Here is a 23,730-nt window from a genome sequence, read left to right on the forward strand (position 1 = left end):
GTGTGGGAACTGGTCAAAGCTGGCGGCTGGATGATGCTGCCGATCATGCTGAGCTCCGTCGCTGCCATGGCGATCATCGCCGAACGTCTCTGGACCCTGCGCTTGAGCCGCGTGGCCCCGCCGCAACTGCTCGGCCAGGTATGGAAGCAGATCAAGGACAAGAAGATGAACAGCCAGGCCCTGAAGGACCTGCGCGCATCGTCCCCGCTGGGTGAAATCCTGGCCGCCGGCCTGGCCAACTCCAAGCACGGTCGCGAGATCATGAAGGAGTGCATCGAGGAAGCCGCATCCCGCGTCATCCATGAACTCGAGCGCTACCTCAATGCGCTGGGCACCATCGCCGCCATGGCCCCGCTGCTCGGCCTGCTGGGTACCGTGTTCGGCATGATCCAGATCTTCAGCGCCTTCATGGGCGACGGCATGGCCAACGCGCCGATGCTCGCCGGCGGTATCTCCAAGGCCCTGATCACCACCGCTTCTGGCTTGATCGTGGCGATTCCGGCGGTGTTCTTCCATCGCTACCTGCTGCGCCGCGTCGATGAACTGGTCATCGCCATGGAGCAGGAAGCCATCAAGCTGGTGGAAGTGACCCAGGGCGATCGCGAAGTCGATTTCGCCGAGGAAGGCAAAGCGTGAAGTTCCGCCGCAGAGCGGGCGGAGCGGCCCGCGAGGACGTCTTCATCAACCTGGCGTCGCTGATCGACGTGATTTTCGTGCTGCTGCTGTTCTTCGTGGTCAGCACCTCGTTCACCAAGCCGGCGCAACTCAAGGTCGAACTGCCCGAGGCGGTCAGCGGCACGCCGCCGGAAGCCACCGAAATCAAGCAGCTGGAAATCGCCATCAGCGTCGAGGGCCACTACGCCCTGAACGGCCAGAGCCTGGCCCGCGACGACTTGGAGAACCTGATGAACGCCATGCAGCGCGAATCCGCCGGCGACAACAGCCTGCCGGTGGTGATCACCGCCGACGGCAAGGTGAACTACCAGTCCGTGGTCACCGCGATGGATGCCGCAGGCAAACTGGGCTTCACCCACCTGCGCATCACCACCATCGAGGCCCAGGCGGACAAGAAGACCCCCTGATGGCGTTCTCCGACCGCCTGCTCGACGCCTGGTACAAGGGCCACCCGGCCCTTGCCTTGCTCAAGCCCCTCGAACTGCTCTACCGGCGTGTCGCCCGTGGCCGCCGGGAAGACTTCCTCTCCGGCGCCAAGCCGGCCTACCGCGCCCCGGTACCGATCATCGTGGTCGGCAACATCACCGTCGGCGGTACCGGCAAGACGCCGATGATCCTTTGGCTGATCGAGCATTGCCGCGCCCGTGGGCTGAAGGTCGGTGTCGTCAGCCGCGGCTATGGCGCCAAGCCGCCACGGACGCCCTGGCGCGTGCGCGCCGAGCACTCGGCGGCGGAGGCGGGCGACGAACCGCTGATGATCGTGCGCCGCAGCAGCGTGCCGCTGATGATCGACCCGGATCGCTCCAGCGCCGTGCGCGCACTTCTCGCCGAAGAGCCGCTTGACCTGATCCTCTGCGACGATGGACTACAGCATTACCGCCTGGCCCGTGATCTGGAGCTGGTGCTGATCGACGCCGCCCGCGGCCTGGGCAATGGCCGCTGCCTGCCCGCAGGACCGCTCCGAGAGCCGGCCGAGCGCCTGCAGGAAGTAGACGCTGTGCTGCACAACGGGGCGTCGTCCGATCCGCCGGGCGCCTTCTCCTTCGTGCTGCGACCTTCCGCCCTGGTCAACCTGGCCAATGGCGAACGCCGTGGCGTCGAGCATTTCCCCGCAGGGCAAGCGCTCCACGCCCTGGCCGGGATCGGCAACCCGCAGCGTTTCTTCAGGACGCTCGAGGCGCTAAACTGGCGGCCGATTCCGCATCCCTTCCCCGACCATGCGGCCTACACCGCCGAGCAACTGCGCTTCACCCCGGCGCTGCCGCTGGTCATGACCGAGAAGGACGCGGTGAAATGCCGGTCCTTTGCCGCGCCCGACTGGTGGTACCTCGCCGTCGAAGCGCAGCCCTCGCCGGCCTTCGTCGCCTGGTTCGACGCCCAGCTCGAGCGCCTGGTCGCCCGCTGATCCGTCGTCGCGCCGTGCGACGCGCGCATTCATTACCTGTTCAAGGAACGCACCATGGACCCGAAACTCCTCGATATCCTCGCCTGTCCGCTGTGCAAGGGCCCGCTCAAGCTCACCGACGACAAGTCCGAGCTGATCTGCAAGGCCGACGGCCTGGCCTACCCGGTGCGCGACGGCATCCCGGTGATGCTCGAAGGCGAGGCGCGCACCCTGAACGTCGACGAACGTCTGGACAAGTGATTCCATGAGCCAGGCCTACACCGTCGTCATCCCCGCCCGCTACGCCTCCACCCGCCTGCCCGGCAAGCCGCTGCAGGACATCGCCGGCAAGCCGATGATCCAGCATGTCTGGGCGCAGGCCGGCAAGAGTTCGGCCGCCCAGGTGGTGGTCGCCACCGACGATCAGCGTATCTTCGATGCCTGTCAGGGTTTTGGTGCCGAAGTGGTGCTGACCCGCGCCGACCACAACTCCGGCACTGACCGCCTGGCGGAAGTGGCGGACGCGCTGGGTCTGGCCGACGACGCCATCGTAGTCAACGTGCAGGGCGACGAGCCGCTGGTGCCGCCGTCGATCATCGACCAGGTGGCCGCCAACCTCGCGGCGCACCCGGAGGCGGGCATCGCTACCCTGTGCGAGGAAATCCACGATCCGGCGGCGCTGTTCAACCCGAACATCGTCAAGGTGGTCAGTGACAAGAACGGCCTGGCCCTGACCTTCAGCCGCGCCACGCTGCCCTGGGCGCGCGACGCCTTCGCGGTGGATCGAGAATCCCTGCCGGCCAACGTGCCGTACCGCCGCCACATCGGTATCTACGCCTACCGTGCGCGTTTCCTGCGCGACTTCGTGGCCTGGGGCCCGTGCTGGCTGGAAGATACCGAGTGCCTGGAGCAACTGCGTGCGCTCTGGCATGGCGTGCGCATCCACGTGGCTGATGCCCTGGAAGCACCGCAGGCCGGCGTCGATACCCCGGAAGACCTGGAGCGCGTACGGCGCATCCTGGGGGGCTGATGAAGGTTCTGTTCGTCTGCCTCGGTAATATCTGCCGCTCGCCCACCGCCGAGGGCGTATTCCGTCACAAGGTTCGCGAAGCGGGCCTTGAGGATCGCATCGAGATCGACTCCGCCGGCACCGGCGACTGGCATGTCGGCAAGGCGCCGGACGCACGCACCCGCGCCGCCGCGCTGCGCCGGGGGTATGACTTGTCCAGCCTGCGGGCGCGCCAGGTGAGCGCGGCGGACTTCTCCCGCTACGACCTGATCCTCGCCATGGATCACGCTAACCTGCGCGACCTGAAGCGTCTGCGTGCCGGGACTGGTACGGCCGAGCTGGACCTGTTCCTGCGCCGCTTTGACCTGGAAATCGACGAAGTCCCCGACCCTTACTACGGCGGTGACGACGGTTTCGAGCAGGTGCTGGACCTGGTGGAGCAGGCCTGCGACGGTCTGCTCATGGAAGTGAAGAGGCGCCTGTGACGCTGCAACTGCAAGAAAACCTGTCCCTCAAGCCCTACAACACCTTTGGCGTCGAGGTCGCCGCGCGCTGGTTCGCCCAGGCCCATGACGACGCCGAGGTGCGCGAAGGTATCGCCGCCGCCGCCGAAAAGGATCTGCCGCTGATGGTGATCGGTGGCGGCAGCAACCTGCTGCTGACCCGTGATGTCGAGGCGCTGGTGTTGCGCATGGCTTCCCGTGGCATTCGCATCCTCAGTGACGACGGCGCTCGTGTGGTGGTCGAGGCGGAAGCCGGCGAGGTCTGGGATGACTTCGTGCGCTGGACCCTCGAGCAGGGTTTCGGCGGATTGGAAAACCTCAGCCTGATTCCCGGCACCGTGGGCGCCGCGCCCATGCAGAACATCGGTGCCTACGGTGTCGAGATCAAGGACGTCTTCGCCGGCCTGACGGCGCTGGACCGCGAAAGCGGCGAGTTGTGCGAGTTCGGCCTGGAAGACTGTGCCTTCGCCTACCGCGATAGCCGCTTCAAGCGCGAGTCGGGCCGCTGGCTGATCCTGCGGGTGCGCTTTGCCCTGAGCCGCGCGGCGCAGCTGCACCTGGACTACGGTCCGGTGCGTCAGCGGCTGGCTGAGGAGGGTGTCACCGCGCCGACGCCGGCTGATGTGTCGCGTGTGATCTGTGCCATCCGCCGCGAAAAGCTGCCCGACCCGGCCGTGCTCGGCAATGCTGGCAGCTTCTTCAAGAACCCCGTGGTGCCCGTCGCTCAGGCGGACGAGCTGCGTGCGCGCTTCAGTGACCTGGTGGCCTACCCGCAAGGTGATGGTCTGGTGAAGCTGGCGGCTGGCTGGCTGATCGACAAGGCGGGTTGGAAAGGCTTCCGTGACGGCGCTGCCGGCGTGCATGCGCAGCAGGCGCTGGTGCTGGTCAATTACGGCGGGGCGACCGGTGCGCAGCTGCACGCGCTGGCGGAGCGTATTCGTGACGACATCCAGCAGCGTTTCGGCGTGGAGCTGGAGATGGAGCCCAATCTCTACTGAGAGATCATCCGAGCTCTATGAGAAAGGGGATGCAGATGCATCCCCTTTTTCATGCGCGCCTGTAGGAGCAGGTTTGCTCGCGAACCGCCCGAGCGCTGGCGGATGAGGCTTTCGTAGGAGCGGATCTTATCCGCGAGTCGCGCCGTACTGTCCAGCTATCGCGGGCAGCGACCTCCCCGCGAATGCACCAGGGAGCGTAGGGCGTATAACGCTCGACGTTATACGCCGATTGACGATGGACTCCGACGGCGTGGCCTGTAACCTGGAAGCCTGCCGCAGGGCGCTTCGAGCTCGGCCGGGGCGTCAACTGGCGATCATGGCGTATTGGCATACAACCGAGAACGGTTGTATGCCCTACAGGCGTGGCGACAGTTGCGCTTATGAAGGTGGGGCGTCGATATTCGGGCAATAAAAAAAGGGGATGCAATTGCATCCCCTTTTTCAGGCCGAGAAGCTATCAGCTGTGGTGTTTTTCTACCACGTTGCCTTCTTCTTCATTGGCTTTTTCACCTTCAGCCTGCTCGGCAGCCGATTGCTCGGTCTGCTCGACGGCCTGGGCTTCGGTCACCACTTCCGCCGCATCGGCTTCGGCAGCGACGTCATCGGCTGGCTCAGCCACGACTTCAGCTTCCACGGCAGCGGTCTCTTCGACCACGGTAGCGGTGGCCGGTGCCTCTTCGACCTGCGGAGCGGCAGCAGCTGCGGCGGCGGCTTCACGGGCCAGGCGTTCCAGGCGACGACGCTCGCGTGGGTCGTTGGAGGCGCGGCCGGTGGCGTTGGCCGGAACGCCGGCATCGGCGGCCGGGACTTCCGCCGGAGCTTCGGTGGTCGGCTCGGACTGGGCTTCGACAGCGGCCTGGACGACTTCTTCCTCGCGGGCTTCCACGGCCGGAGCCGCTTCCACGACGACGTTTTCGCTGGCTTCAGACTGCTCGACGGACTCGGCGGGCTTGGCCAGGAACTCGATGGTCTGCTCCAGGGCGCTTTCGGTACGTACGGCCTCGACCACGACGGACTCTACCGGCTGAGCGGCTTCGGTCGGCGCCTCGGTGGCCGGCTGCTGCTCGCTGGCAACTTCGGCAACCACGGCGGCAGTGGCAGCGGCGGCAACGACGGTAGCAGCGGTCGGCGCTTCACCAGCAGCTTGTTCAGTCTGCTCGCTGGCGTCTTCGGCGCCTTCTACGCCATCGACACCGGCTTCACGCTGACGCTCGCGGCGGTTGCTGCGGCGGCGCTGGCCACGGGAGCGGCGACGGGGACGCTCGCCATCGGCGCCTTCTTGGTCGTCCTGTTGATCCAGCAGTTCCTCGTTCAGCAGCTCTTCGGATTCCAGGGCAGCGGCATCGCTGGCCAGACGTTCCTCGCGCGGCTGGCGCTCTTCACGGGGTTGACGCTCGGCGCGCGGTTGACGTTCCTCGCGGGCCGGACGCTCGCCACGCTCTTCGCGGGGCTGGCGCTCTTCGCGCGGTTGACGCTCGGCACGCTCTTCACGGGGCTGACGCTCCTCGCGCGGCTGGCGCTCAGCACGCTCTTCACGCGGCTGACGTTCCTCGCGGGCAGGGCGCTCAGCGCGTTCTTCACGCGGTTGACGCTCTTCGCGGGGCTGACGCTCGGCGCGCTCTTCACGCGGCTGGCGTTCCTCGCGTGGTTGACGCTCGGCGCGCTCTTCGCGCGGCTGGCGCTCCTCGCGGGGTTGACGTTCAGCACGTTCTTCTCGCGGCTGACGCTCTTCGCGGGCTGGACGCTCAGCGCGTTCGCCACGCTCACCACGCTCGTCGCGGCGACGCTCGCCACGTTCCTTGCGTTCGTCATCACGACGGCCGCCTTCGCGGCCGTCACGGCGACGGTTCTGTTGACGGCCATTGCGGCGTTCGCCCTGGCCTTCGCTGCGCTCGGCAGCCGGCTTCTCAGCGGCGGCAGGTTGCGGTTGCTCCGGCTTGCTGCCGGCGAACAGGCTGACCAGCGACTTCACCAGGCCCTGGAACAGGCTTGGCTCCGGCATCGGCTTGGGCGCTTCGACAACCGGTGCGGCTGCGGCGGCAGTCTGCTGCGGGGCAGGGGTCTGCGGGGAAACGGTCTTCACCGCGGCTTCCTGGCGGACCAGGGTGCGGGTGGAGCTGATCGGCTGGACTTCCTCGTGCTCGACGTGGGCCATCTCGTAGCTGGAGTGACCAGCCAGTAGCTCGGGGCTGTCGTCACGCAGGCGCTGCACTTCGAAGTGCGGGGTTTCCAGATGGTCGTCCGGCAGGATGAAGATGCGCGCGCGGGTGCGCAGCTCGATCTTGGTGATGGCGTTGCGCTTCTCGTTGAGCAGGAAGGCGGCAACCTGGAACGGCACGCGGGCGCGAACTTCGGCGGTGCGGTCCTTCAGGGCCTCTTCCTCGATCAGGCGCAGGATCGCCAGCGACAGGGACTCGACGTCGCGGATGATGCCTTGGCCGTTGCAGCGCGGGCAGACGATGCCGCTGGTCTCGCCCAGGGACGGGCGCAGGCGCTGGCGGGACATTTCCAGCAGGCCGAAGCGGGAGATGCGGCCAACCTGGACGCGGGCACGGTCGGCCTCCAGGGCTTCACGCACGCGCTCTTCCACGGCGCGCTGGTTCTTCGCCGGGGTCATGTCGATGAAGTCGATGACGATCAGGCCGCCGATGTCGCGCAGGCGCAGCTGGCGGGCGATCTCTTCGGCCGCTTCCAAGTTGGTCTGCAGCGCGGTTTCCTCGATGTCGCCGCCCTTGGTGGCGCGCGCCGAGTTGATGTCGATGGACACCAGGGCTTCGGTCGGGTCGATGACGATGGAGCCGCCCGACGGCAGCTTCACTTCACGCTGGAAGGCGGTTTCGATCTGGCTTTCGATCTGGAAGCGGTTGAACAGCGGAACGCTGTCCTGGTACAGCTTCACCTTGCTCGCGTACTGCGGCATGACCTGGCGGATGAAGTTCAGGGCTTCTTCCTGGGCGTCGATGCTGTCGATCAGCACTTCGCCGATGTCCTGGCGCAGGTAGTCGCGGATGGCGCGGATGATGACGTTGCTTTCCTGGTAGATCAGGAACGGACCGCTGCGCTCGCCGGAGGCTTCTTTGATGGCGCCCCACAGTTGCAGCAGGTAGTCCAGGTCCCACTGCAGCTCTTCGGAGCTGCGGCCCAGGCCGGCGGTGCGGACGATCAGGCCCATGTCGCCGGGAACGTTCAGGCCGTTCAGGGCTTCGCGCAGCTCATTGCGCTCTTCGCCTTCGATGCGGCGGGAGATGCCGCCGGCGCGCGGGTTGTTCGGCATCAGCACCAGGTAACGGCCGGCGAGGCTGATGAAGGTGGTCAGGGCTGCGCCCTTGTTGCCGCGCTCCTCTTTCTCGACCTGGACGATGACTTCCTGGCCCTCGCTGAGCACATCCTTGATATTGATGCGGCCTTCGGGGTTCTTCTTGAAGTATTCGCGGGAGATTTCTTTGAGGGGGAGGAAGCCGTGGCGCTCGGCGCCGAAGTCGACGAAGGCGGCTTCGAGGCTGGGTTCGATGCGGGTGATGCGCCCTTTATAGATGTTGGCCTTTTTCTGTTCGCGCGCGCCGGACTCGATGTCCAGGTCGAACAGGCGTTGGCCGTCTACCAGCGCTACACGCAACTCTTCGGGTTGAGTTGCGTTGATCAGCATTCTTTTCATGTAGTACCAATGGTTTCCGGGGCCACCGGAAACGGCGATCGGCACACACGACTCTCACGGTCGGTGCTAAGGCACGTACTCAGGAATGGCGGACCATTCCCGTGTCCAGCGGCAGCAGGAGAAATCTGCTGTGCCGCGACTACGTTTCCTGCTTGTCGAGTAAGAACAAGCACTCATCAGGAGGAGGAATCGACTGTCAGATGCGGACGATGAAGGCGTCTACGTTCAAGGCATGAAAGCAACGCAATCCGACAGTTGTGCATCTCCGCCCTGCACATTTCCCTAAGAGCCGGGTGCCGCTCGCAGAATCCGGGAGCGGGGTTGGCTTTTATCACGGCGACCTTGGCTGCCGTGGTCATGTCTGAAGGCCTGGGTTTCGAGGCGCTGTCGGCGGGCGAATCGCTCATGCCGTTGCAACGCTTCAGGGGACTGCCTCGTGTCCGTTCAATGTGTTTGCAGGCGGTTGGGGACGGCGATTACGCGATCATCCGCGGGCCTGGCCACTTTTGGCGGCCTCCCGAATATAGCAGCAATGATTAAGTGCTTCAATTGAATGAAAAATTGTTATTATGTCCGGATGACAAATCCCGCCCCTCCGACTTCCGGCGTTCAGCTGCTTGAAGTCGCGCCGGAGTATGCCGGCCAACGCATCGACAATTTCCTCCGCACCCAGCTCAAGGGCGTGCCCAAGACCCTGATCTACCGCATCCTTCGCAAGGGTGAGGTGCGGGTCAATAAAGGGCGCATCAAGCCCGAGTACAAGCTGCAGGCCGGCGACGTGGTGCGCGTGCCGCCGCTGCGTCTGGCTGAGCGCGACGAGCCCGTGCCGCTGGCGCAGGGGCTGCTGGAGCGCCTGGAAGCCGCCATCGTCTTCGAAGACAAGGCGCTGATCGTGGTGAACAAGCCCACCGGGATCGCCGTGCACGGCGGCAGCGGCCTGAACTACGGGGTCATCGAGGCGTTCCGCCAGCTGCGCCCGGAGTGCAAGGACCTGGAGCTGGTGCATCGCCTGGATCGTGATACCTCCGGTCTGCTGATGATCGCCAAGAAGCGCAGCATGCTGCGCCATCTGCACGACGCCCTGCGCGGTGAGCGCGTGGTGGACAAGCGTTATCACGCCCTGGTGCGGGGCAGTTGGCCGGCGGCGAAGAAGCAGATCGCCGTGCCGCTGCTGAAGAACAACCTGCGCTCCGGCGAGCGCGTGGTGGAAGTGAATCCCGAAGGCAAGGAAGCGCTGACCGAGTTCAAGGTGTTGCGCCGCTTTGGTGATTTCGCCACCCTGGTCGAGGCGCGCCCGATCACCGGTCGCACCCATCAGATTCGTGTGCACGCCAAGCATGCCGGTCATTCCATTGCCGGCGACCCCAAGTACGGCGACGAAGACTTCTCCCGCGAGATCCGCGAACTGGGCGGCAAGCGCCTGTTCCTGCATTCCGCATTCCTGCGTGTGCCGATGCCCGATGGCTCGGTGCTGGAGCTGGAGGCGCCGGTCGACGAAGTCTGGCAGCGCACCGTGGAGCGCCTGGATGCGTGAGTATTCCCTGCTGATCTTCGATTGGGATGGCACGCTGGTGGATTCCATCGGCCGTATCGTCGAGTCGATGCGCGTCGCGGCAGTCAATTCCGGTCTGCCTTCGCGCAGTGACGAGGCGGTCAAGGGTATCATCGGCCTTGGTCTGCCCGAGGCGATCCAGACGCTCTATCCCGAAGTGGAAGAGGGCGAGCCGCTGGAGCGTTTTCGTCGCGACTACGGCGAGCACTATCTGAGTCTTGAGGTGCAGCCTTCTCCGCTGTTCCCTGGTGTTGCCGAGGCGATGACCGAATTTCGCCATGCGGGTTACCAACTGGCGGTCGCCACCGGCAAGAATCGCCGTGGCCTGGATCGCGTGCTGGCGGGGCAGGGGTGGACCGATTTCTTCGACATCACCCGCGCTGCGGACGAGTCGGCGAGCAAGCCCGATCCGCGCATGCTGCATGAAATTCTTCGGCATTGCCGGGTGGATGCGCGCGATGCGCTGATGGTGGGGGATTCGCCTTTCGATCTGGAAATGGCGCGCCGTGCCGGCATGGATTCGGTGGCGGTGGGCTATGGTGCGCAGTCGCTGGAGACTCTGCGAGAGTATGCTCCGGCGCTGGAAGTGGAGCATTTCAATGAATTGCGCGCCTGGCTGGCCGGGCGCTCGGTGAAACCGCTGCTTAAGGTGGGCAACGATGTCGGATGAATGGAAGGCGGACGATAGCAAGGCTGCGCAAACCACGGCAGGTGACGACAAGAGCTGGAAGCTGCTGGAGAAGGCAGTGCTGGCGGGGGTTCAGGAGCAGCGCCGTTCGCGTCGCTGGGGTATTTTCTTCAAGCTGCTGACCTTCCTTTATCTGTTCGTCGCCCTGGCGCTGTTCAGTCCGTTCGGTGGCCTGTCCAAGTCCGCCTCGCGCAGTGCCAGTCACACGGCGATGATCGAGGTGAAGGGCATGATCGCCGATGACGAGCCGGCCAGTGCCGATAATGTCGTCGGTGCGCTGCGTTCCGCGTTCGAGGATGCTGGCACCAAGGGTATCGTCCTGCGTATCAATAGCCCGGGCGGCAGTCCGGTGCAGTCCGGCTATATCTACGATGAAATCAAGCGTCTGCGTGGTGAGCATCCGGATATCAAGGTCTATGCCGTGATCAGTGATCTCGGCGCCTCCGGTGCCTACTACATCGCCAGCGCCGCCGATCAGATTTACGCCGACAAGGCCAGTCTGGTGGGTTCCATTGGCGTGACCGCGGCGACTTTCGGTTTCGTCGGCACCATGGAAAAGCTGGGGGTGGATCGCCGCATCTACACCTCGGGTGAGCACAAGGCCTTCCTCGATCCGTTCCAGCCGCAGAAGCCGGATGAAACCGCGTTCTGGCAGCAGGTGCTGGATACTACGCACAAACAGTTTATCGACAGCGTGAAGAAGGGGCGTGGCGATCGCCTGAAGGACAAGGATCATCCTGAGTTGTTCTCTGGTCTGATCTGGTCTGGCGAGCAAGCGCTGCAGCTAGGGCTGATCGATGGCCTGGGCAGCACCAGCTATGTGGCGCGGGAGATCATCAAGGAGAAGGAGGTGGTGGACTACACCGTCCAGGAAACCCCCTTCGACCGCTTCGCCAAGAAGCTGGGCACCAGCGTTGCCGAGCGTCTGGCGCTATGGATGGGTTGGCAGGGGCCGGCTCTGCGCTGATTCCTTCCTCTATATAAAGGAAGGCCCGGCAATCGCCGGGCCTTCTGCGTTTTGGGGCTAGGGGATGGGTACCTGCTCGGCCAGCAGCATGTCCACCAGGCGGATCAGCGGCAGGCCGATCAGGCTGGTGGCGTCTTCGCCTTCGGTGGAGCGGAACAGGCTGACGCCGAGGCCTTCGGCCTTGAAGCTGCCGGCGCAATCGAAGGGCTGTTCGGCTTCCAGGTAGCGGCGGATACGTGCTTCGTCGAGGTCGCGGAAGTGCACGGTAAAGGGCACGCAATCGACCTGGCTGCGGCCACTCTGGCTGTTCAGCAGGCAGAGTCCGGTGAGGAAGCTGACGCTCTTGCCGCTGGCGGCTTTCAGTTGTTCGCTGGCTCGATGGATGTTGAGGGGTTTGCCGAGTATCTGGCTGCCGTTCACTGCGGCCTGGTCGGAACCGATGATCAGATGGCCGGGGTAGCGCTGTGCCAGGGTGCGCGCTTTACTTTCCGCGAGGCGCTGGACCAGTTGCTCGGCGTTTTCACCGGGAAGCGGGCTTTCGTCGATGTCGGGACTTGCACATTCGAACGGCAGGCGCAGGCGCTGCAACAATTCGCGGCGGTAGGGTGAGCTGGAAGCAAGGATCAGTGGCAGCATGGAGGATTCCTTTGGAGCGTCGCTGCGATTCTAGCGAAAAGGGCTGTCCATACAGCGGTTTATGGCTAATTTCCTTTGACAGCTTCGGGTGCATCCCTATAATGGCGCGCTTATGTTGAATGGACCGATACCACCTCACGTTGATCCGCGCAAACTGGTAGAGCGCGCCGCCACCCTCGAAGGTGAGCTGCCGATCGCCAAGATGCCACGTCTCAACGAGCAACTGACCAGCAGTGATGGCAAGATTCACGCGAAGTTTTCCTTCTTCCGTGATGAGCAGAAGCTGGCGGTCATGCACGTCGAACTCGACGCCGAGGTGAGCATGGTATGCCAGCGCTGTCTCGAGCCGGCCAACTTCCATGTGGGTGGTGAGTACGATTACGTCATCATCCCGGAAGGCAAGTCGATCGATGATCTGCCTAATGGCTACGATGCGCTGGAAGTGGGGGAAGACCCCATCGACCTGACCTCGCTGGCCGAGGACGAGTTGCTGCTCGCCTTGCCCATCGTGCCGGTCCATGATCCTGAGGATTGCCAGCAGCCGGTGGGATACGCTACAGCGCCCGAACCGAGCGAGAACGTCGAAGAGCGGCCCAATCCGTTCAGCGTACTGGCGCAGTTGAAGCGTGACCCAAACGTTTAGGAGTTAATCAATCATGGCTGTTCAGCAGAACAAAAAATCCCGTTCCGCTCGTGACATGCGTCGTTCCCACGATGCCCTGGACGCGAACGCTCTGTCCGTAGAGAAGAGCACCGGTGAAGTTCACCTGCGTCACCACGTCTCCCCGGACGGTTTCTATCGCGGCCGTAAGGTCGTAGACAAGGGCTCTGACGAGTAATCCTTGTCCGCACCAATCATCGCGATTGATGCAATGGGTGGGGACTACGGTCCCCACTGCATTGTTCCGGCCTGCATTTCCTTTCTGGCCGAGTACGCCTCTCTTCAACTGGTCCTTGTTGGCCAGGCTCCCTTGATCGAAGAACACCTGCGCGACCTGTCCCCGGTTGAGCGCCAGCGTCTTCACGTTCACCACGCCAGCGAAGTCGTCACGATGGACGAGCGTCCGTCCCAGGCTCTGCGCGGCAAGCCCGACTCCTCCATGCGTGTTGCCCTCGAACTGGTTCGGGATGGCAAGGCCCATGCCTGCGTCAGTGCCGGCAATACCGGTGCGCTGATGGCACTCTCCCGCTACCTGCTCAAGACACTGCCCGGTATCGACCGTCCGGCGATGGTCACTGCCGTGCCGACGCAGACTGGTCATTGCCATCTGCTTGATCTGGGGGCGAACGTCGATTGCAGTGCCGAGCATCTTTATCAGTTCGCCGTCATGGGTGCTGTCGCGGCGGAGACACTGGGCAAGCAGAATCCCAGGGTGGCGCTGCTGAATGTCGGTACCGAGGACATCAAGGGCAACCAGCAGGTGAAGCTGGCGGCCAGTCTGTTGCAGCAGGCGCGCGGGGTGAATTACATCGGCTACATCGAGGGCGATGGCCTCTATCGCGGTCTGGCCGATGTGGTGGTGTGCGACGGCTTCGTTGGCAACATCCTGCTCAAGTCCAGCGAGGGGTTGGCGGCGATGGTTGCGGCCCGCCTGGAAGAATTGTTCAACTCCAGCCTGCCGGCCAAGGCGGTGGGGCTGATGGCTATGCCGTTCCTGCGTCGGCTGCGTGGCGATCTCACGCCGTCCCAGCACAATGGTGCGAGTTTCCTCGGTTTGCAGGGCATCGTGGTGAAGAGCCACGGCAGCGCGAAAGAGGAGGGCATCCAGAGCGCCTTGCGTCGTGCGCTGCTCGAAGTTCGCGAGAATCTGCCCCAGCGGCTGCATGGCCGGCTGGAACATCTGCTCTAATGTGACCGCGGTCGTCAGACCGTCATCCAACTGTCAGTTCAATACGCCAGGCTTCCGCTGGCGATATCCATTTGATGACACAGACAAAAAAGGGAACTGTTGCAATGTCCGCATCCCTCGCCTTCGTATTCCCCGGTCAAGGTTCGCAGTCCCTCGGCATGCTTGCCGAACTGGGCACCCAGCACGCCATCGTGCGCGATACCTTTGCCGAAGCCTCTGCCGCCCTGGGTTATGACCTCTGGGCCCTGGTGCAGGAAGGGCCGGAAGAGCGCCTGAACCAGACCGACAAGACCCAGCCCGCCATTCTCACCGCTTCCATCGCCCTGTGGCGCCTGTGGCAAGCCGAGGGTGGCGCGCAGCCGGCCTACGTTGCCGGCCATAGCCTGGGTGAATATTCCGCGCTGGTCGCCGCCGGCAGCCTGGCCTTTGCCGATGCGGTGAAGCTGGTTGAGCGTCGCGGCCAACTGATGCAGGAAGCCGTTCCGGCCGGTACTGGTGGCATGGCGGCCATCCTCGGCCTGGAAGATGCCGATGTGCTGGCGGCTTGCACCGAAGCCGCCCAGGGCGAAGTGGTCAGCGCTGTGAACTTCAACGCGCCGGGCCAGGTGGTGATCGCCGGTGCGGCCAAGGCCGTGGAGCGCGCCATTGAAGGCTGCAAGGCGCGTGGTGCCAAGCGCGCCGTGGCGCTGCCGGTCAGCGTGCCGTCGCACTGCGAGCTGATGCGCCCGGCTGCCGAGCGCTTTGCCGATGCCGTTGAGGCCATTCAGTGGCAGATGCCGCAGATTGCCCTGGTGCAGAACGTTACCGCCCAGGTTCCCGCTGATCTGGCCGCGCTCAAGCGCGATCTGCTGGCGCAGCTGTACAGCCCGGTTCGTTGGGTGGAGAGCGTCCAACTGCTGGCCGAGAAGGGCGTCACCGACCTGGTCGAGTGCGGCCCGGGCAAGGTGCTGGCTGGTTTGAACAAGCGTTGCGCCAAGGGCGTGACCACCCACAACCTGGATTCCGCGGACGCCTTCGGGGCGGCACGCGCGGCGCTGGCCTGAGAGGAGATAAAGCATGAGTCTGCAAGGTAAGGTTGCACTGGTTACCGGCGCGAGCCGTGGTATCGGCCAGGCCATCGCCCTGGAACTGGGTCGCATGGGCGCCACCGTGATCGGCACTGCCACCAGCGAGTCCGGCGCGCAGAAGATTTCTGAATACCTGAAGGCCAATGGCATTCAGGGTTCGGGCATGGTGCTGGACGTCTCCAACGACGAGTCCGTGACCAGCACCCTCGAAGCCATCCAGAAAGAAGCCGGTGCTCCGGCTATCGTCGTCAATAACGCCGGCATCACCCGCGATAACCTGCTGATGCGCATGAAGGACGACGAGTGGTTCGACGTGGTTAACACCAACCTCAACAGCCTCTACCGTCTGTCGAAAGCCGTCCTGCGTGGCATGACCAAGGCACGTTGGGGTCGCATCATCAACATCGGTTCGGTGGTGGGTGCCATGGGCAATGCCGGGCAGACCAACTACGCTGCTGCCAAGGCCGGTCTTGAGGGCTTCACCCGTGCCCTGGCGCGCGAAGTCGGTTCCCGTGCTATCACTGTCAACGCGGTTGCTCCTGGCTTCATCGACACCGACATGACCCGCGAACTGCCGGAGGCGCAGCGTGAAGCGCTGCTCGGTCAGATTCCGCTGGGTCGACTGGGGCAAGCAGAAGAGATCGCCAAAGTGGTAGCATTCCTCGCTTCCGAGGGCGCAGCTTATGTTACGGGTGCCACGGTACCGGTGAATGGCGGAATGTACATGAGTTGATGTGACGTGTTGCTTCGCGGCGATGTCATATGCGCTGTCTAGAATCCCCAACGTACTGCGGACGGGATTAGGCAGAGCATCTGGGTTAGCCGCGAAGGGGCGTCAGCGTTCAGCTTGAAATGCAGAAAACCCTTTCTATACACTTACCCGCAGCCCAGCTGTACGGATTGTCCATAGGAGTGAAAACAAGGTATGAGCACCATCGAAGAACGCGTCAAGAAGATCGTTGCTGAGCAACTCGGCGTTAAGGAAGAAGAAGTCACCAACAGCGCTTCCTTCGTTGAAGACCTGGGCGCCGACTCCCTTGACACCGTTGAGCTGGTGATGGCTCTGGAAGAGGAATTCGAGACCGAAATCCCCGACGAGCAAGCCGAAAAGATCACCACCGTTCAGGAAGCCATCGACTACATCGTTGCCCACCAGGCATAAGACGTAGTCGTCGGTTCCCCGACGAAAGAAGCCGCACGGCCTGCAAAGGCGTGCGGCTTTTCTTTAACGCCGGCATCTGCCGGCGTTATTGCCGTGAAACGTATGAGAGGAAGTCACAGTGTCGCGTAGACGCGTAGTCATCACTGGCATGGGTATGTTGTCGCCCCTGGGTGTGGATGTGCCGAGCAGTTGGGAAGGCATTCTCGCCGGGCGCAGCGGTATTGCCCCGATCGAACACATGGACCTGTCCGCCTTTTCCACCCGCTTCGGCGGTTCGGTGAAGGGTTTCGACGTCGAGCAATACATGTCCGCCAAGGAAGCTCGCAAACTCGACCTGTTCATCCAGTACGGCCTGGCCGCCAGCTACCAGGCGGTGCGTGACTCCGGCCTGGAAGTCACAGACGCCAACCGGGAGCGCATCGGCGTTGCCATCGGTTCGGGCATCGGCGGTCTGACCAACATCGAAAACACCTGCCGTTCGTTGTTCGAGCAGGGCCCGCGGCGCATTTCGCCGTTCTTCGTGCCCGGCTCGGTCATCAACATGGTTTCCGGGTTCCTGTCGATCAACCTCGGTCTGCAGGGTCCCAACTACGCCATCACCACCGCCTGCACCACCGGCACCCACAACATCGGCATGGCCGCGCGCAACATCGCCTACGGCGACGCTGACGTGATGGTGGCCGGCGGCTCCGAAATGGCTGCCTGCGGTCTGGGTCTGGGCGGCTTCGGCGCGGCCCGCGCGCTGTCCACCCGCAACGACGAGCCGGCCAAGGCCAGCCGTCCGTGGGACAAGGACCGCGATGGCTTCGTGCTCTCCGACGGCGCAGGCGCGCTGGTGCTGGAAGAGCTGGAGCATGCCAAGGCCCGTGGCGCCCGTATCTATGCCGAGGTCGTGGGCTTCGGCATGAGCGGCGACGCCTACCACATGACCGCTCCGCCGGAAAACGGCGCGGGCGCCGCGCGCTGCATGAAGGCGGCCCTGCGTGACGCCGGCCTGAACCCGGAGCAGGTCGATTACATCAACGCCCACGGCACCTCCACGCCGGCCGGCGACATCGCGGAAATCGCCGCGGTGAAATCGATCTTCGGCGAGCATGCCTATGGGCTGTCGATGAGCTCCACCAAGTCCATGACCGGTCACCTGCTGGGTGCCGCCGGCGCGGTCGAGGCGATCTTCTGCGTGCTCGCCCTGCGCGACCAGGTGGCGCCGCCGACCATCAACCTGGACAACCCCGACGAGGGCTGTGACCTGGATCTGGTGGCACACCAGCCCAAGGAGCGTCCGATCGAGGTCGCGCTGTCGAACTCCTTCGGTTTCGGTGGTACCAACGGCTCCCTGGTGTTCCGCCGGTTCCACGGCTGATGTTGAGCTGGGTCGACGGCCGCAGCGCCGAGGTCCTGTCCGTGAGAGATCGCGGATTGGCCTATGGCGATGGCCTGTTCGAAACCATTCGCGTGTCGGCAGGCCGCCCGCGCCTGCTGGCACGCCACATGGCCCGGCTGGAAGAGGGTGTGCAACGCCTGGCCCTGCCGGTCTCGCTGGAGCGGGTCGAAGACGAACTGCTGCGTTTCAGCACGGCATTGGGCGATGGCGTCGCCAAGCTAATGCTGACCCGTGGCGAAGGCGCGCGCGGCTACGCGCCGCAGGCGGACGCCCAGGTGCGCCGCCTGCTGCTTGGCTCCCCGGCGCCGGCTTACCCGGCAAAGCACTGGGAGGAGGGCGTCCAGCTCTTCCCTTGCGCGACGCGCCTGGCCGAGCAGCCCTTGCTGGCCGGCCTCAAGCACCTCAATCGCCTGGAGCAGGTTCTGGCCCGCGCCGAGTGGGATGACCCGACCTTTGCCGAGGGCCTGATGCGCGACGTTTCCGGACGGATCGTCGAAGGCGTGTTCAGCAATCTGTTTCTGGTCCGCAATGGCGAACTGGTCACCGCCGAGCTCAGCCGTTGCGGCGTTGCCGGCGTGATGCGCGCCGAAGTGATCGAGCGCGCCGGCAATATCGGCCTACCGGTCATCGTGCGGGACATCGACTTCGACGAACTGGCGCAGGCCGACGAGGTCTTTCTCTGCAACAGCCTCTACGGCATCTGGCCGGTGCGTGGCTTTGCCGGTCGTGCTTGGCCGGTCGGGCCGCTGACCCGTAAACTGCAAGGCCAACTTCGCGAACTTCTGGATTCCTGACACGTGATGCGCAAATTGCTGGTGCTGCTGGAAGGCGGCCTGCTGCTGGCCGGGCTCGTGCTGGGCCTGGCGGCCTGGGAGCAGCACCGCGCGCTGCAACAGCCGCTCCAGCTCACCGAAGAGCGATTGCTCGACGCGCCCTCCGGGGCGACGCCGGGCGGACTGCTGACCCGACTGCAGGACGAGGACGTGCTGCATGGCGGGTTCTGGCTGCGCCTTTACTGGCGCTTCAACCTCTCCGGCGAGGCGCTGCACAGCGGCGAATACCGCCTCAAGCCCGGCATGACCGCTGCCGAACTGCTCGACCAGTGGCGCGACGGTGACGTGGTGCAGTACGGCCTGACCCTGGTCGAAGGCTGGACCTTCCACCAGGTGCGCGAGCTGCTTTCCCGCCAGCCCAAGCTCAGCCAGACCCTGGTCGGCCTCAGCGATGCAGAGGTGATGGCCAAGCTGGGCAAGCCGGGTGTTTTCCCCGAAGGGCGTTTCTTCCCCGATACCTACCGTTTTGTCCGGGGCACGCGAGACATCGACTTGCTGAAGCAAGCCTACCAGCGCATGGATAACATCCTTGCCGAAGAGTGGGACAAGCGCGAGTCGGACTTGCCGTACAAGGACTCCTACCAGGCGCTGATCATGGCCTCGCTGGTGGAGAAAGAAACCGGCGTACCGCAGGAGCGCGGGCAAATCGCCGGCGTCTTCGTGCGTCGTCTGGAAAAGAACATGCTGCTGCAGACCGACCCGACCGTCATCTATGGCATGGGCGATCGCTACGCCGGCAAGATCACCCGCGCCGACCTGCGCGAGGCGACCCCCTACAACACCTACGTGATCGCCGGTTTGCCGCCGACGCCCATCGCCCTGCCGGGGCGCGAGGCCATCCACGCGGCACTCAATCCGGTGCCGGGTGACAGTTTGTACTTCGTTGCGCGAGGCGATGGCAGTCATGCCTTCTCCGACAACCTCGACGACCACAACAAGGCGGTTCAGGAATTTCAGCTCAAGCGTCGCGCCGATTACCGTTCCAGCCCGGCTCCGGTGCTTGCACCGAACGCCCCCGCCGGCGACGCCCCAGCGGCGCAGTAGCCCGACAAGAGATCAAGGAGAGCCGAGTGACCGGCCTGTTCATCACCCTGGAAGGCCCCGAAGGCGCGGGCAAGAGCACCAACCGCGAGTACCTGGCCGAACGCCTGCGCGAGCGCGGTATCGAAGTCCAGCTGACCCGAGAACCCGGCGGCACCCCGCTGGCTGAACGCATCCGCGAACTGCTGCTGGCGCCCAGCGATGAAAAGATGGCGGTGGACACTGAGCTGCTGCTGGTTTTCGCCGCCCGCGCCCAGCACATCGCCGAGGTGATCCGCCCAGCCCTGGCGCGCGGCGCCGTGGTGCTGTGCGACCGTTTCACCGACGCTACCTACGCCTACCAGGGCGGCGGCCGCGGCCTGCCGGTGGAGCGCATCGCGCAACTGGAAAGCTTCGTCCAGGGCAGTCTGCGCCCGGACCTGACCCTGGTCTTCGACCTGCCGGTGGAAATCGGCCTGTCCCGCGCCGCGGCCCGTGGCCGGCTCGACCGTTTCGAGCAGGAGGGCCGTGCCTTCTTCGAAGCCGTGCGCAGCACCTACCTGGCTCGCGCCCAGGCCGAGCCTGCGCGCTACCGCATCGTCGATGCCGCCCAGCCGCTGGCCGAGGTGCAATGCAACCTGGACGCGCTGCTGCCGACCCTGCTGGAGCGCCTGCATGGCTGATATCTATCCCTGGCAACAGGGCCTCTGGCAGCAACTGAGCGGCCGCGAGCGGCATGCTCACGCCTACTTGCTGCATGGCCCGGCCGGAATCGGCAAGCGTGTGCTGGCCGAGACGCTGGTGCACTTGCTGCTCTGCCAGAAGCCGACGAACGGCAAGGCCTGTGGTCAGTGCAAGGCCTGTCAGCTGCTCGCTGCCGGCACCCACCCGGATTTCTTCCTGCTGGAGCCGGAAGAGCCGGAGAAGCCCATCCGTGTCGACCAGGTGCGCGAGCTGGTGGATTTCGTGGTGCAGACCGCTCAGTTGGGTGGGCGCAAGGTGGTGCTGCTGGAACCCGCCGAAGCGATGAACCTGAACGCCGCCAACGCCCTGCTGAAAAGCCTGGAGGAGCCCTCCGGCGATACGGTGCTGCTGCTCATCAGCCACCAGCCCAGCCGGCTGTTGCCGACCATCAAGAGCCGCTGTGTGCAGCAGGCCTGCCCGCAACCGAATGCGGAGCAGAGCCGTGCATGGCTGGCCGGCGCCTTGCCGGAGGAGTCGACGGAAGGCCTGGACGAGTTGCTGGTACTGGCCGGCGGTTCGCCGCTCACCGCGCTGCGCCTGCATGGGCAGGGCGTTCGCGAGCAGCGCGCACTGGTGGTGGACGGGGTGAAGAGGCTGCTCAAGCAACAGGTCGCCCCCAGTCAGCTGGCGGAGAGCTGGAACGCATTGCCCCTGCCGCTGCTGTTCGACTGGTTCTGCGATTGGGCCTTGCTGACCCTGCGCTATCAGTTGGCGCGCGATGAGGCCGGCCTCGGCCTGACCGATATGCGCAAGGTGGTGCAGTACCTCGCCGAGAAGTCGGCACAGCACAAGGTGCTGGCGATCCAGGAATGGTTGCTCGCGCAGCGGCAGAAAGTCCTGAACAAAGCCAACCTCAATCGTGCCTTGCTTCTCGAAGCCTTGCTCGTACAGTGGGCAAGCCTTCCCGGGCCGGGCTAGAATCCGCCCATTGGATACAACTGCCAGGACAGCTGAATGAGCTTGCCACCGAATCTGGGTCCGCGGAACGGAATCCTGTCCCTGACGATCAAGGACAAGTCCGTATTGTATGCCGCCTACATGCCGTTCATCCGTAACGGTGGTCTGTTCATCCCGACCAACAAGACCTACAAGCTGGGCGACGAAGTCTTCATGCTGCTCAACCTGATGGACGAGCCGGAGAAGATCCCGGTGGCCGGCAAAGTGGTCTGGATTACGCCCAAGGGAGCCCAGGGCAACCGTGCGGCGGGTATCGGCGTGCAGTTCAACGATGGCGACAATACCGCGCGCAACAAGATCGAGACCTACCTGGCCGGCGCGCTGAAGTCGGACCGTCCGACCCATACCATGTAAGATTCGCAGGCTATACAGGCTGCAAGCACGAAGCGCCCGAATGGGCGCTTCGTCATTTTCCGGAGAGTGTTTTCATGCTGGTCGATTCCCACTGCCACCTCGATCGCCTCGATCTCGCCGCCCACGGCGGTTCGCTGGATGCCGCGCTGGACGCTGCCCGTGCGCGCGGCGTCAGCCAGTTCCTGTGCATCGGCGTCAGCGCGGACAACGCCAAGGCGGTGAAGGACCTGGCCGACCGCTACGCCGACGTGCACTGCTCGGTGGGCGTGCATCCGCTGGACCTGGAGCCGGGCGCCGCGCCGGCGCTGGACTGGCTGCTGGGAGAGCTGAGTCACCCGCGCGTGGTGGCCATCGGCGAAACCGGCCTGGATTACCACTACGAGCCCGAAGCTGCCGAACTGCAGCAGGAAGCCTTCCGCCTGCACCTGGAAGCGGCGAAGGTCACCGGCAAGCCCGTCATCGTCCACACCCGTGAAGCCCGCGCCGACACCCTGGCGCTGCTGCGCGAGGCAGCGCTGCCGCAGGCTGGCGTGCTGCACTGCTTTACCGAGGACTGGGAGATGGCCAAAGCGGCGCTGGATATCGGCTTCTACATCTCCCTGTCGGGCATCGTCACCTTCCGCAATGCCGAGCAGCTGCGTGAGGTGGCGCGCCAGGTGCCAGTGGATCGCCTGCTGGTGGAAACCGATTCACCGTACCTCGCCCCGGTGCCGCACCGTGGCAAGCCGAACCTGCCGGAGTATGTGCGCGAAGTGGCCGAGTACCTGGCCGTGCTGCGCGGCGTGAGCTTCGAGACCCTGGCCGAGCAGACCACCGCCAACTTCCGCCGGTTGTTCCCGCTGGCAAAGTGATCCCGGGCGCCGATCACGGCTGTTCGATTACAAAAATCGCGCGCAAAAAAAACCCGGGTTCTGGGGGATGAATCCGGGTCAAGACCATTAGGAGTGTAACAATAAGGTACGCGATCCTCGGTACCTTCACCGGCGGGGCACTTGGGGGGAGATGCCGCGCACCGGTATCTGTAAGTATTGGTCAAGATGACGCGGCTGCCACAGGGGGCCGGGTGTTTTTTAAACGGATTTGGAATACATCACAGCGGGCTGAGCACCTGGGCTCATTCCTGCGCCATTCCGGCGATCAATGCCAGGGTCTCCTCGATCACCTTTTCCGTCGTATAGAAGTGCGGCGAGAAGCGAATGCCGGCACCGCGTTGGATGCACACCACCTGTTCGGCGCGCAGGCGCTCCAGTAGCCGGGCATTGTCCCAGCCGGCCAGGCTGAAGGTCAGGATGCCCGCGCGCCGGCTCGGATTCAGCGGGCTGTGCAGCGTCGCGCCGGAAATCCGCGCCAGTCCGTCCTGCAACTGCTGCACTCGCTCCCCAACCAGGGCGCCGACCTTCTCCATGCCAACCTCTTCCAGCAGGCTCAGGCTGGCGTCGAGCGCCACGGCGCCGAGCATGTTCGGGCTGCCGCACTCGAAGCGCCGCGCGCTGCGCGCCGGCTGCCAGTGGTCCAGATCGTAGTTGCCGGCGTTTTCCAGCATGTGCCAGCCGTACTCCTGCAGCGCCAGTTGTTCCCGTTCGGCGGCGCGGCAATAGAACACGCCGAGGCCTTCCGGGCCGAGCATCCACTTGTGGCCGTCGGCCATGGCGAAGGCACAGTCATAGGCCTGGACATCGAAGGGTAGGGCGCCGAGCTGCTGGATGGCGTCGATGCAGAACAGCACGTCGCGCTGGCGACAGCCGGCGCCGAGTCGCTCCAGGTCCATGCGCAGGCCGCTGGCGTACTGCACCGCGCTGATCGACAGCAGGCGTGTGCGCGGGCCGCAGGCGGCAAGCAGGTCACCCTCGGGATCGGTGCCGTTCAGGCTGACCTGGACGACCTCGACACCCTTGGGCTTGAGCGCTTCCCAGACGATCCGGTTGGAGGGAAATTCCTGGTCGCTGATCACCACCTGGTCGCCGGCGCGCCAGTCCAGGCCGAAGGCGACGAACGACAATGCCTCGGAGGTGTTCTTCACCAGTGCGATATCGCCGGTGGTCGGGGCGTTGAGCAGGCGCGCCAGGCGCTCGCGCAGGCGCTTCTCGATGGTCAGCCACTGCGGATAGTCGCGGGCGCCGAGCAGGACGTTTTCCTGGGCAAAGGCAGCTACGGCATCAGCCGCACGCTTGGGCCAGGGCGCTACAGCTGCGTGATTAAGGTAATGCAGGCCGGACTGTTGGGGAAATTCGTGGGAGAAGCTAATCATGTCGGATGATCCGTGCAATTTGGCGCTGAATAGGCATAATACGC

Annotated in this window: 26 protein-coding genes; 23 read left to right on the forward strand and 3 right to left on the reverse strand. The window is 64.5% G+C overall.

Translation table 11 applies throughout. From position 1 onward, the window contains the following. The 7 genes from O6P39_RS09065 to murB are packed head-to-tail and all read left to right on the forward strand — an operon-like array spanning position 1 to position 4,569. Positions 1-636 carry a MotA/TolQ/ExbB proton channel family protein gene (locus O6P39_RS09065; RefSeq protein ID WP_275611021.1) on the forward strand — a complete coding sequence of 212 codons (636 nt, stop codon included), beginning with the start codon at positions 1-3 and terminating at the stop codon, positions 634-636. Beyond that, complete coding sequence (locus O6P39_RS09070) at positions 633-1,082, forward strand: biopolymer transporter ExbD (RefSeq protein ID WP_275611022.1); 450 nt, start codon at positions 633-635, stop codon at positions 1,080-1,082. Before O6P39_RS09065 ends, O6P39_RS09070 begins: the two co-directional genes overlap by 4 nt. Continuing rightward, a complete protein-coding gene (gene lpxK / locus O6P39_RS09075; protein WP_275611023.1) occupies positions 1,082-2,080 on the forward strand; it encodes a tetraacyldisaccharide 4'-kinase in 999 nt (332 codons plus the stop codon). Before O6P39_RS09070 ends, lpxK begins: the two co-directional genes overlap by 1 nt. A 54-nt stretch (positions 2,081-2,134) precedes the next feature. Beyond that, a complete protein-coding gene (locus O6P39_RS09080; RefSeq protein WP_009621404.1) occupies positions 2,135-2,320 on the forward strand; it encodes a Trm112 family protein in 186 nt (61 codons plus the stop codon). 4 nt (positions 2,321-2,324) lie between these two features. Beyond that, the gene (gene kdsB, locus O6P39_RS09085; RefSeq protein WP_275611024.1) at positions 2,325-3,089 is read left to right on the forward strand and encodes a 3-deoxy-manno-octulosonate cytidylyltransferase; all 765 of its coding nucleotides are present in this window, start codon (positions 2,325-2,327) and stop codon (positions 3,087-3,089) included. Beyond that, the gene (locus O6P39_RS09090; RefSeq protein WP_275611025.1) at positions 3,089-3,553 is read left to right on the forward strand and encodes a low molecular weight protein-tyrosine-phosphatase; all 465 of its coding nucleotides are present in this window, start codon (positions 3,089-3,091) and stop codon (positions 3,551-3,553) included. Before kdsB ends, O6P39_RS09090 begins: the two co-directional genes overlap by 1 nt. Continuing rightward, complete coding sequence (gene murB / locus O6P39_RS09095; RefSeq protein WP_275611026.1) at positions 3,550-4,569, forward strand: UDP-N-acetylmuramate dehydrogenase; 1,020 nt, start codon at positions 3,550-3,552, stop codon at positions 4,567-4,569. Before O6P39_RS09090 ends, murB begins: the two co-directional genes overlap by 4 nt. 457 nt (positions 4,570-5,026) lie before the next feature. Here murB and rne read toward each other — a convergent pair whose 3' ends face one another. Continuing rightward, positions 5,027-8,224: a ribonuclease E gene (gene rne / locus O6P39_RS09100; protein WP_275611027.1), complete on the reverse strand. Its 3,198-nt coding sequence runs from the start codon at positions 8,222-8,224 to the stop codon at positions 5,027-5,029. A gap of 577 nt (positions 8,225-8,801) precedes the next feature. Here rne and rluC point away from each other — a divergent pair. From rluC to sppA, 3 genes are read left to right on the forward strand one after another with little or no spacing between them, the layout of a single operon-like run. Continuing rightward, a complete protein-coding gene (gene rluC / locus O6P39_RS09105; RefSeq protein WP_207884434.1) occupies positions 8,802-9,758 on the forward strand; it encodes a 23S rRNA pseudouridine(955/2504/2580) synthase RluC in 957 nt (318 codons plus the stop codon). Continuing rightward, the gene (locus O6P39_RS09110) at positions 9,751-10,446 is read left to right on the forward strand and encodes an HAD-IA family hydrolase (RefSeq protein WP_275611028.1); all 696 of its coding nucleotides are present in this window, start codon (positions 9,751-9,753) and stop codon (positions 10,444-10,446) included. Before rluC ends, O6P39_RS09110 begins: the two co-directional genes overlap by 8 nt. Then, positions 10,436-11,431, forward strand: coding sequence for a signal peptide peptidase SppA (gene sppA / locus O6P39_RS09115; protein WP_275611029.1), 996 nt, complete (start codon positions 10,436-10,438; stop codon positions 11,429-11,431). Before O6P39_RS09110 ends, sppA begins: the two co-directional genes overlap by 11 nt. Positions 11,432-11,488: 57 nt before the next feature. On the opposite strand, the gene O6P39_RS09120 is transcribed toward sppA, so the two are convergent. Next, positions 11,489-12,067, reverse strand: coding sequence for a nucleoside triphosphate pyrophosphatase (locus tag O6P39_RS09120; RefSeq protein WP_275611030.1), 579 nt, complete (start codon positions 12,065-12,067; stop codon positions 11,489-11,491). 112 nt (positions 12,068-12,179) lie between these two features. Here O6P39_RS09120 and O6P39_RS09125 point away from each other — a divergent pair, with 112 nt between their 5' ends. The 13 genes from O6P39_RS09125 to O6P39_RS09185 all read left to right on the forward strand — a co-directional run bounded on the left by O6P39_RS09125 (position 12,180) and on the right by O6P39_RS09185 (position 22,289). Further along, a complete protein-coding gene (locus O6P39_RS09125; protein ID WP_275611031.1) occupies positions 12,180-12,710 on the forward strand; it encodes a YceD family protein in 531 nt (176 codons plus the stop codon). Between the two features lie 13 nt (positions 12,711-12,723). Next, entirely contained in the window at positions 12,724-12,906 is a 183-nt protein-coding gene (gene rpmF, locus O6P39_RS09130) for a 50S ribosomal protein L32 (protein ID WP_009621425.1), read from the forward strand. A 33-nt stretch (positions 12,907-12,939) separates the two neighbouring features. After that, complete coding sequence (gene plsX, locus O6P39_RS09135) at positions 12,940-13,917, forward strand: phosphate acyltransferase PlsX (RefSeq protein WP_275611923.1); 978 nt, start codon at positions 12,940-12,942, stop codon at positions 13,915-13,917. Positions 13,918-14,021: 104 nt separating this feature from the next. Then, positions 14,022-14,960 (forward strand): ACP S-malonyltransferase, encoded by a 939-nt coding sequence (gene fabD, locus O6P39_RS09140; protein WP_275611032.1) that lies wholly within the window; start codon positions 14,022-14,024, stop codon positions 14,958-14,960. Between the two features lie 13 nt (positions 14,961-14,973). Then, complete coding sequence (gene fabG / locus O6P39_RS09145; RefSeq protein WP_152224538.1) at positions 14,974-15,717, forward strand: 3-oxoacyl-ACP reductase FabG; 744 nt, start codon at positions 14,974-14,976, stop codon at positions 15,715-15,717. Positions 15,718-15,909: 192 nt separating this feature from the next. Further along, entirely contained in the window at positions 15,910-16,146 is a 237-nt protein-coding gene (acpP, locus tag O6P39_RS09150) for an acyl carrier protein (protein WP_015477931.1), read from the forward strand. A 118-nt stretch (positions 16,147-16,264) separates the two neighbouring features. Then, positions 16,265-17,509, forward strand: a complete 1,245-nt coding sequence (fabF, locus tag O6P39_RS09155; RefSeq protein ID WP_275611033.1) for a beta-ketoacyl-ACP synthase II — start codon at positions 16,265-16,267, stop codon at positions 17,507-17,509. Beyond that, a complete protein-coding gene (gene pabC / locus O6P39_RS09160; RefSeq protein WP_275611034.1) occupies positions 17,509-18,324 on the forward strand; it encodes an aminodeoxychorismate lyase in 816 nt (271 codons plus the stop codon). The genes fabF and pabC overlap by 1 nt, the downstream gene beginning before the upstream one ends. A gap of 6 nt (positions 18,325-18,330) precedes the next feature. Beyond that, positions 18,331-19,407, forward strand: a complete 1,077-nt coding sequence (mltG, locus tag O6P39_RS09165) for an endolytic transglycosylase MltG (protein WP_275611924.1) — start codon at positions 18,331-18,333, stop codon at positions 19,405-19,407. Positions 19,408-19,433: 26 nt separating this feature from the next. Next, on the forward strand, positions 19,434-20,066 hold the full coding sequence (gene tmk, locus O6P39_RS09170) for a dTMP kinase (protein WP_275611035.1): 633 nt from the start codon (positions 19,434-19,436) through the stop codon (positions 20,064-20,066). Further along, positions 20,059-21,045, forward strand: a complete 987-nt coding sequence (locus O6P39_RS09175; RefSeq protein WP_275611036.1) for a DNA polymerase III subunit delta' — start codon at positions 20,059-20,061, stop codon at positions 21,043-21,045. The genes tmk and O6P39_RS09175 overlap by 8 nt, the downstream gene beginning before the upstream one ends. Positions 21,046-21,081: 36 nt before the next feature. Next, on the forward strand, positions 21,082-21,438 hold the full coding sequence (locus O6P39_RS09180) for a PilZ domain-containing protein (protein WP_009621447.1): 357 nt from the start codon (positions 21,082-21,084) through the stop codon (positions 21,436-21,438). Positions 21,439-21,512: 74 nt separating this feature from the next. Continuing rightward, on the forward strand, positions 21,513-22,289 hold the full coding sequence (locus O6P39_RS09185; RefSeq protein ID WP_275611037.1) for a TatD family hydrolase: 777 nt from the start codon (positions 21,513-21,515) through the stop codon (positions 22,287-22,289). Between the two features lie 263 nt (positions 22,290-22,552). On the opposite strand, the gene O6P39_RS09190 is transcribed toward O6P39_RS09185, so the two are convergent. Next, the gene (locus tag O6P39_RS09190) at positions 22,553-23,686 is read right to left on the reverse strand and encodes an aminotransferase class V-fold PLP-dependent enzyme (RefSeq protein ID WP_275611038.1); all 1,134 of its coding nucleotides are present in this window, start codon (positions 23,684-23,686) and stop codon (positions 22,553-22,555) included. Between the last annotated feature and the right edge of the window lie 44 nt (positions 23,687-23,730).

Origin of the sequence: Pseudomonas sp. PSE14, from assembly GCF_029203285.1 — a bacterium.
Lineage (GTDB): Bacteria > Pseudomonadota > Gammaproteobacteria > Pseudomonadales > Pseudomonadaceae > Pseudomonas.

Coding starts and splice junctions, on each gene's coding strand:
- lpxK (WP_275611023.1), top strand. CDS start 1,082: ATGGCGTTCTCCGACCGCCTGCTCGACGCCTGGTACAAGGGCCACCCG.
- O6P39_RS09080 (WP_009621404.1), top strand. CDS start 2,135: ATGGACCCGAAACTCCTCGATATCCTCGCCTGTCCGCTGTGCAAGGGC.
- kdsB (WP_275611024.1), top strand. CDS start 2,325: ATGAGCCAGGCCTACACCGTCGTCATCCCCGCCCGCTACGCCTCCACC.
- O6P39_RS09090 (WP_275611025.1), top strand. CDS start 3,089: ATGAAGGTTCTGTTCGTCTGCCTCGGTAATATCTGCCGCTCGCCCACC.
- rne (WP_275611027.1), bottom strand. CDS start 8,224: ATGAAAAGAATGCTGATCAACGCAACTCAACCCGAAGAGTTGCGTGTA.
- rluC (WP_207884434.1), top strand. CDS start 8,802: ATGACAAATCCCGCCCCTCCGACTTCCGGCGTTCAGCTGCTTGAAGTC.
- O6P39_RS09110 (WP_275611028.1), top strand. CDS start 9,751: ATGCGTGAGTATTCCCTGCTGATCTTCGATTGGGATGGCACGCTGGTG.
- sppA (WP_275611029.1), top strand. CDS start 10,436: ATGTCGGATGAATGGAAGGCGGACGATAGCAAGGCTGCGCAAACCACG.
- O6P39_RS09120 (WP_275611030.1), bottom strand. CDS start 12,067: ATGCTGCCACTGATCCTTGCTTCCAGCTCACCCTACCGCCGCGAATTG.
- O6P39_RS09125 (WP_275611031.1), top strand. CDS start 12,180: ATGTTGAATGGACCGATACCACCTCACGTTGATCCGCGCAAACTGGTA.
- rpmF (WP_009621425.1), top strand. CDS start 12,724: ATGGCTGTTCAGCAGAACAAAAAATCCCGTTCCGCTCGTGACATGCGT.
- plsX (WP_275611923.1), top strand. CDS start 12,940: ATGGGTGGGGACTACGGTCCCCACTGCATTGTTCCGGCCTGCATTTCC.
- fabD (WP_275611032.1), top strand. CDS start 14,022: ATGTCCGCATCCCTCGCCTTCGTATTCCCCGGTCAAGGTTCGCAGTCC.
- fabG (WP_152224538.1), top strand. CDS start 14,974: ATGAGTCTGCAAGGTAAGGTTGCACTGGTTACCGGCGCGAGCCGTGGT.
- acpP (WP_015477931.1), top strand. CDS start 15,910: ATGAGCACCATCGAAGAACGCGTCAAGAAGATCGTTGCTGAGCAACTC.
- pabC (WP_275611034.1), top strand. CDS start 17,509: ATGTTGAGCTGGGTCGACGGCCGCAGCGCCGAGGTCCTGTCCGTGAGA.
- mltG (WP_275611924.1), top strand. CDS start 18,331: ATGCGCAAATTGCTGGTGCTGCTGGAAGGCGGCCTGCTGCTGGCCGGG.
- O6P39_RS09175 (WP_275611036.1), top strand. CDS start 20,059: ATGGCTGATATCTATCCCTGGCAACAGGGCCTCTGGCAGCAACTGAGC.
- O6P39_RS09180 (WP_009621447.1), top strand. CDS start 21,082: ATGAGCTTGCCACCGAATCTGGGTCCGCGGAACGGAATCCTGTCCCTG.
- O6P39_RS09185 (WP_275611037.1), top strand. CDS start 21,513: ATGCTGGTCGATTCCCACTGCCACCTCGATCGCCTCGATCTCGCCGCC.
- O6P39_RS09190 (WP_275611038.1), bottom strand. CDS start 23,686: ATGATTAGCTTCTCCCACGAATTTCCCCAACAGTCCGGCCTGCATTAC.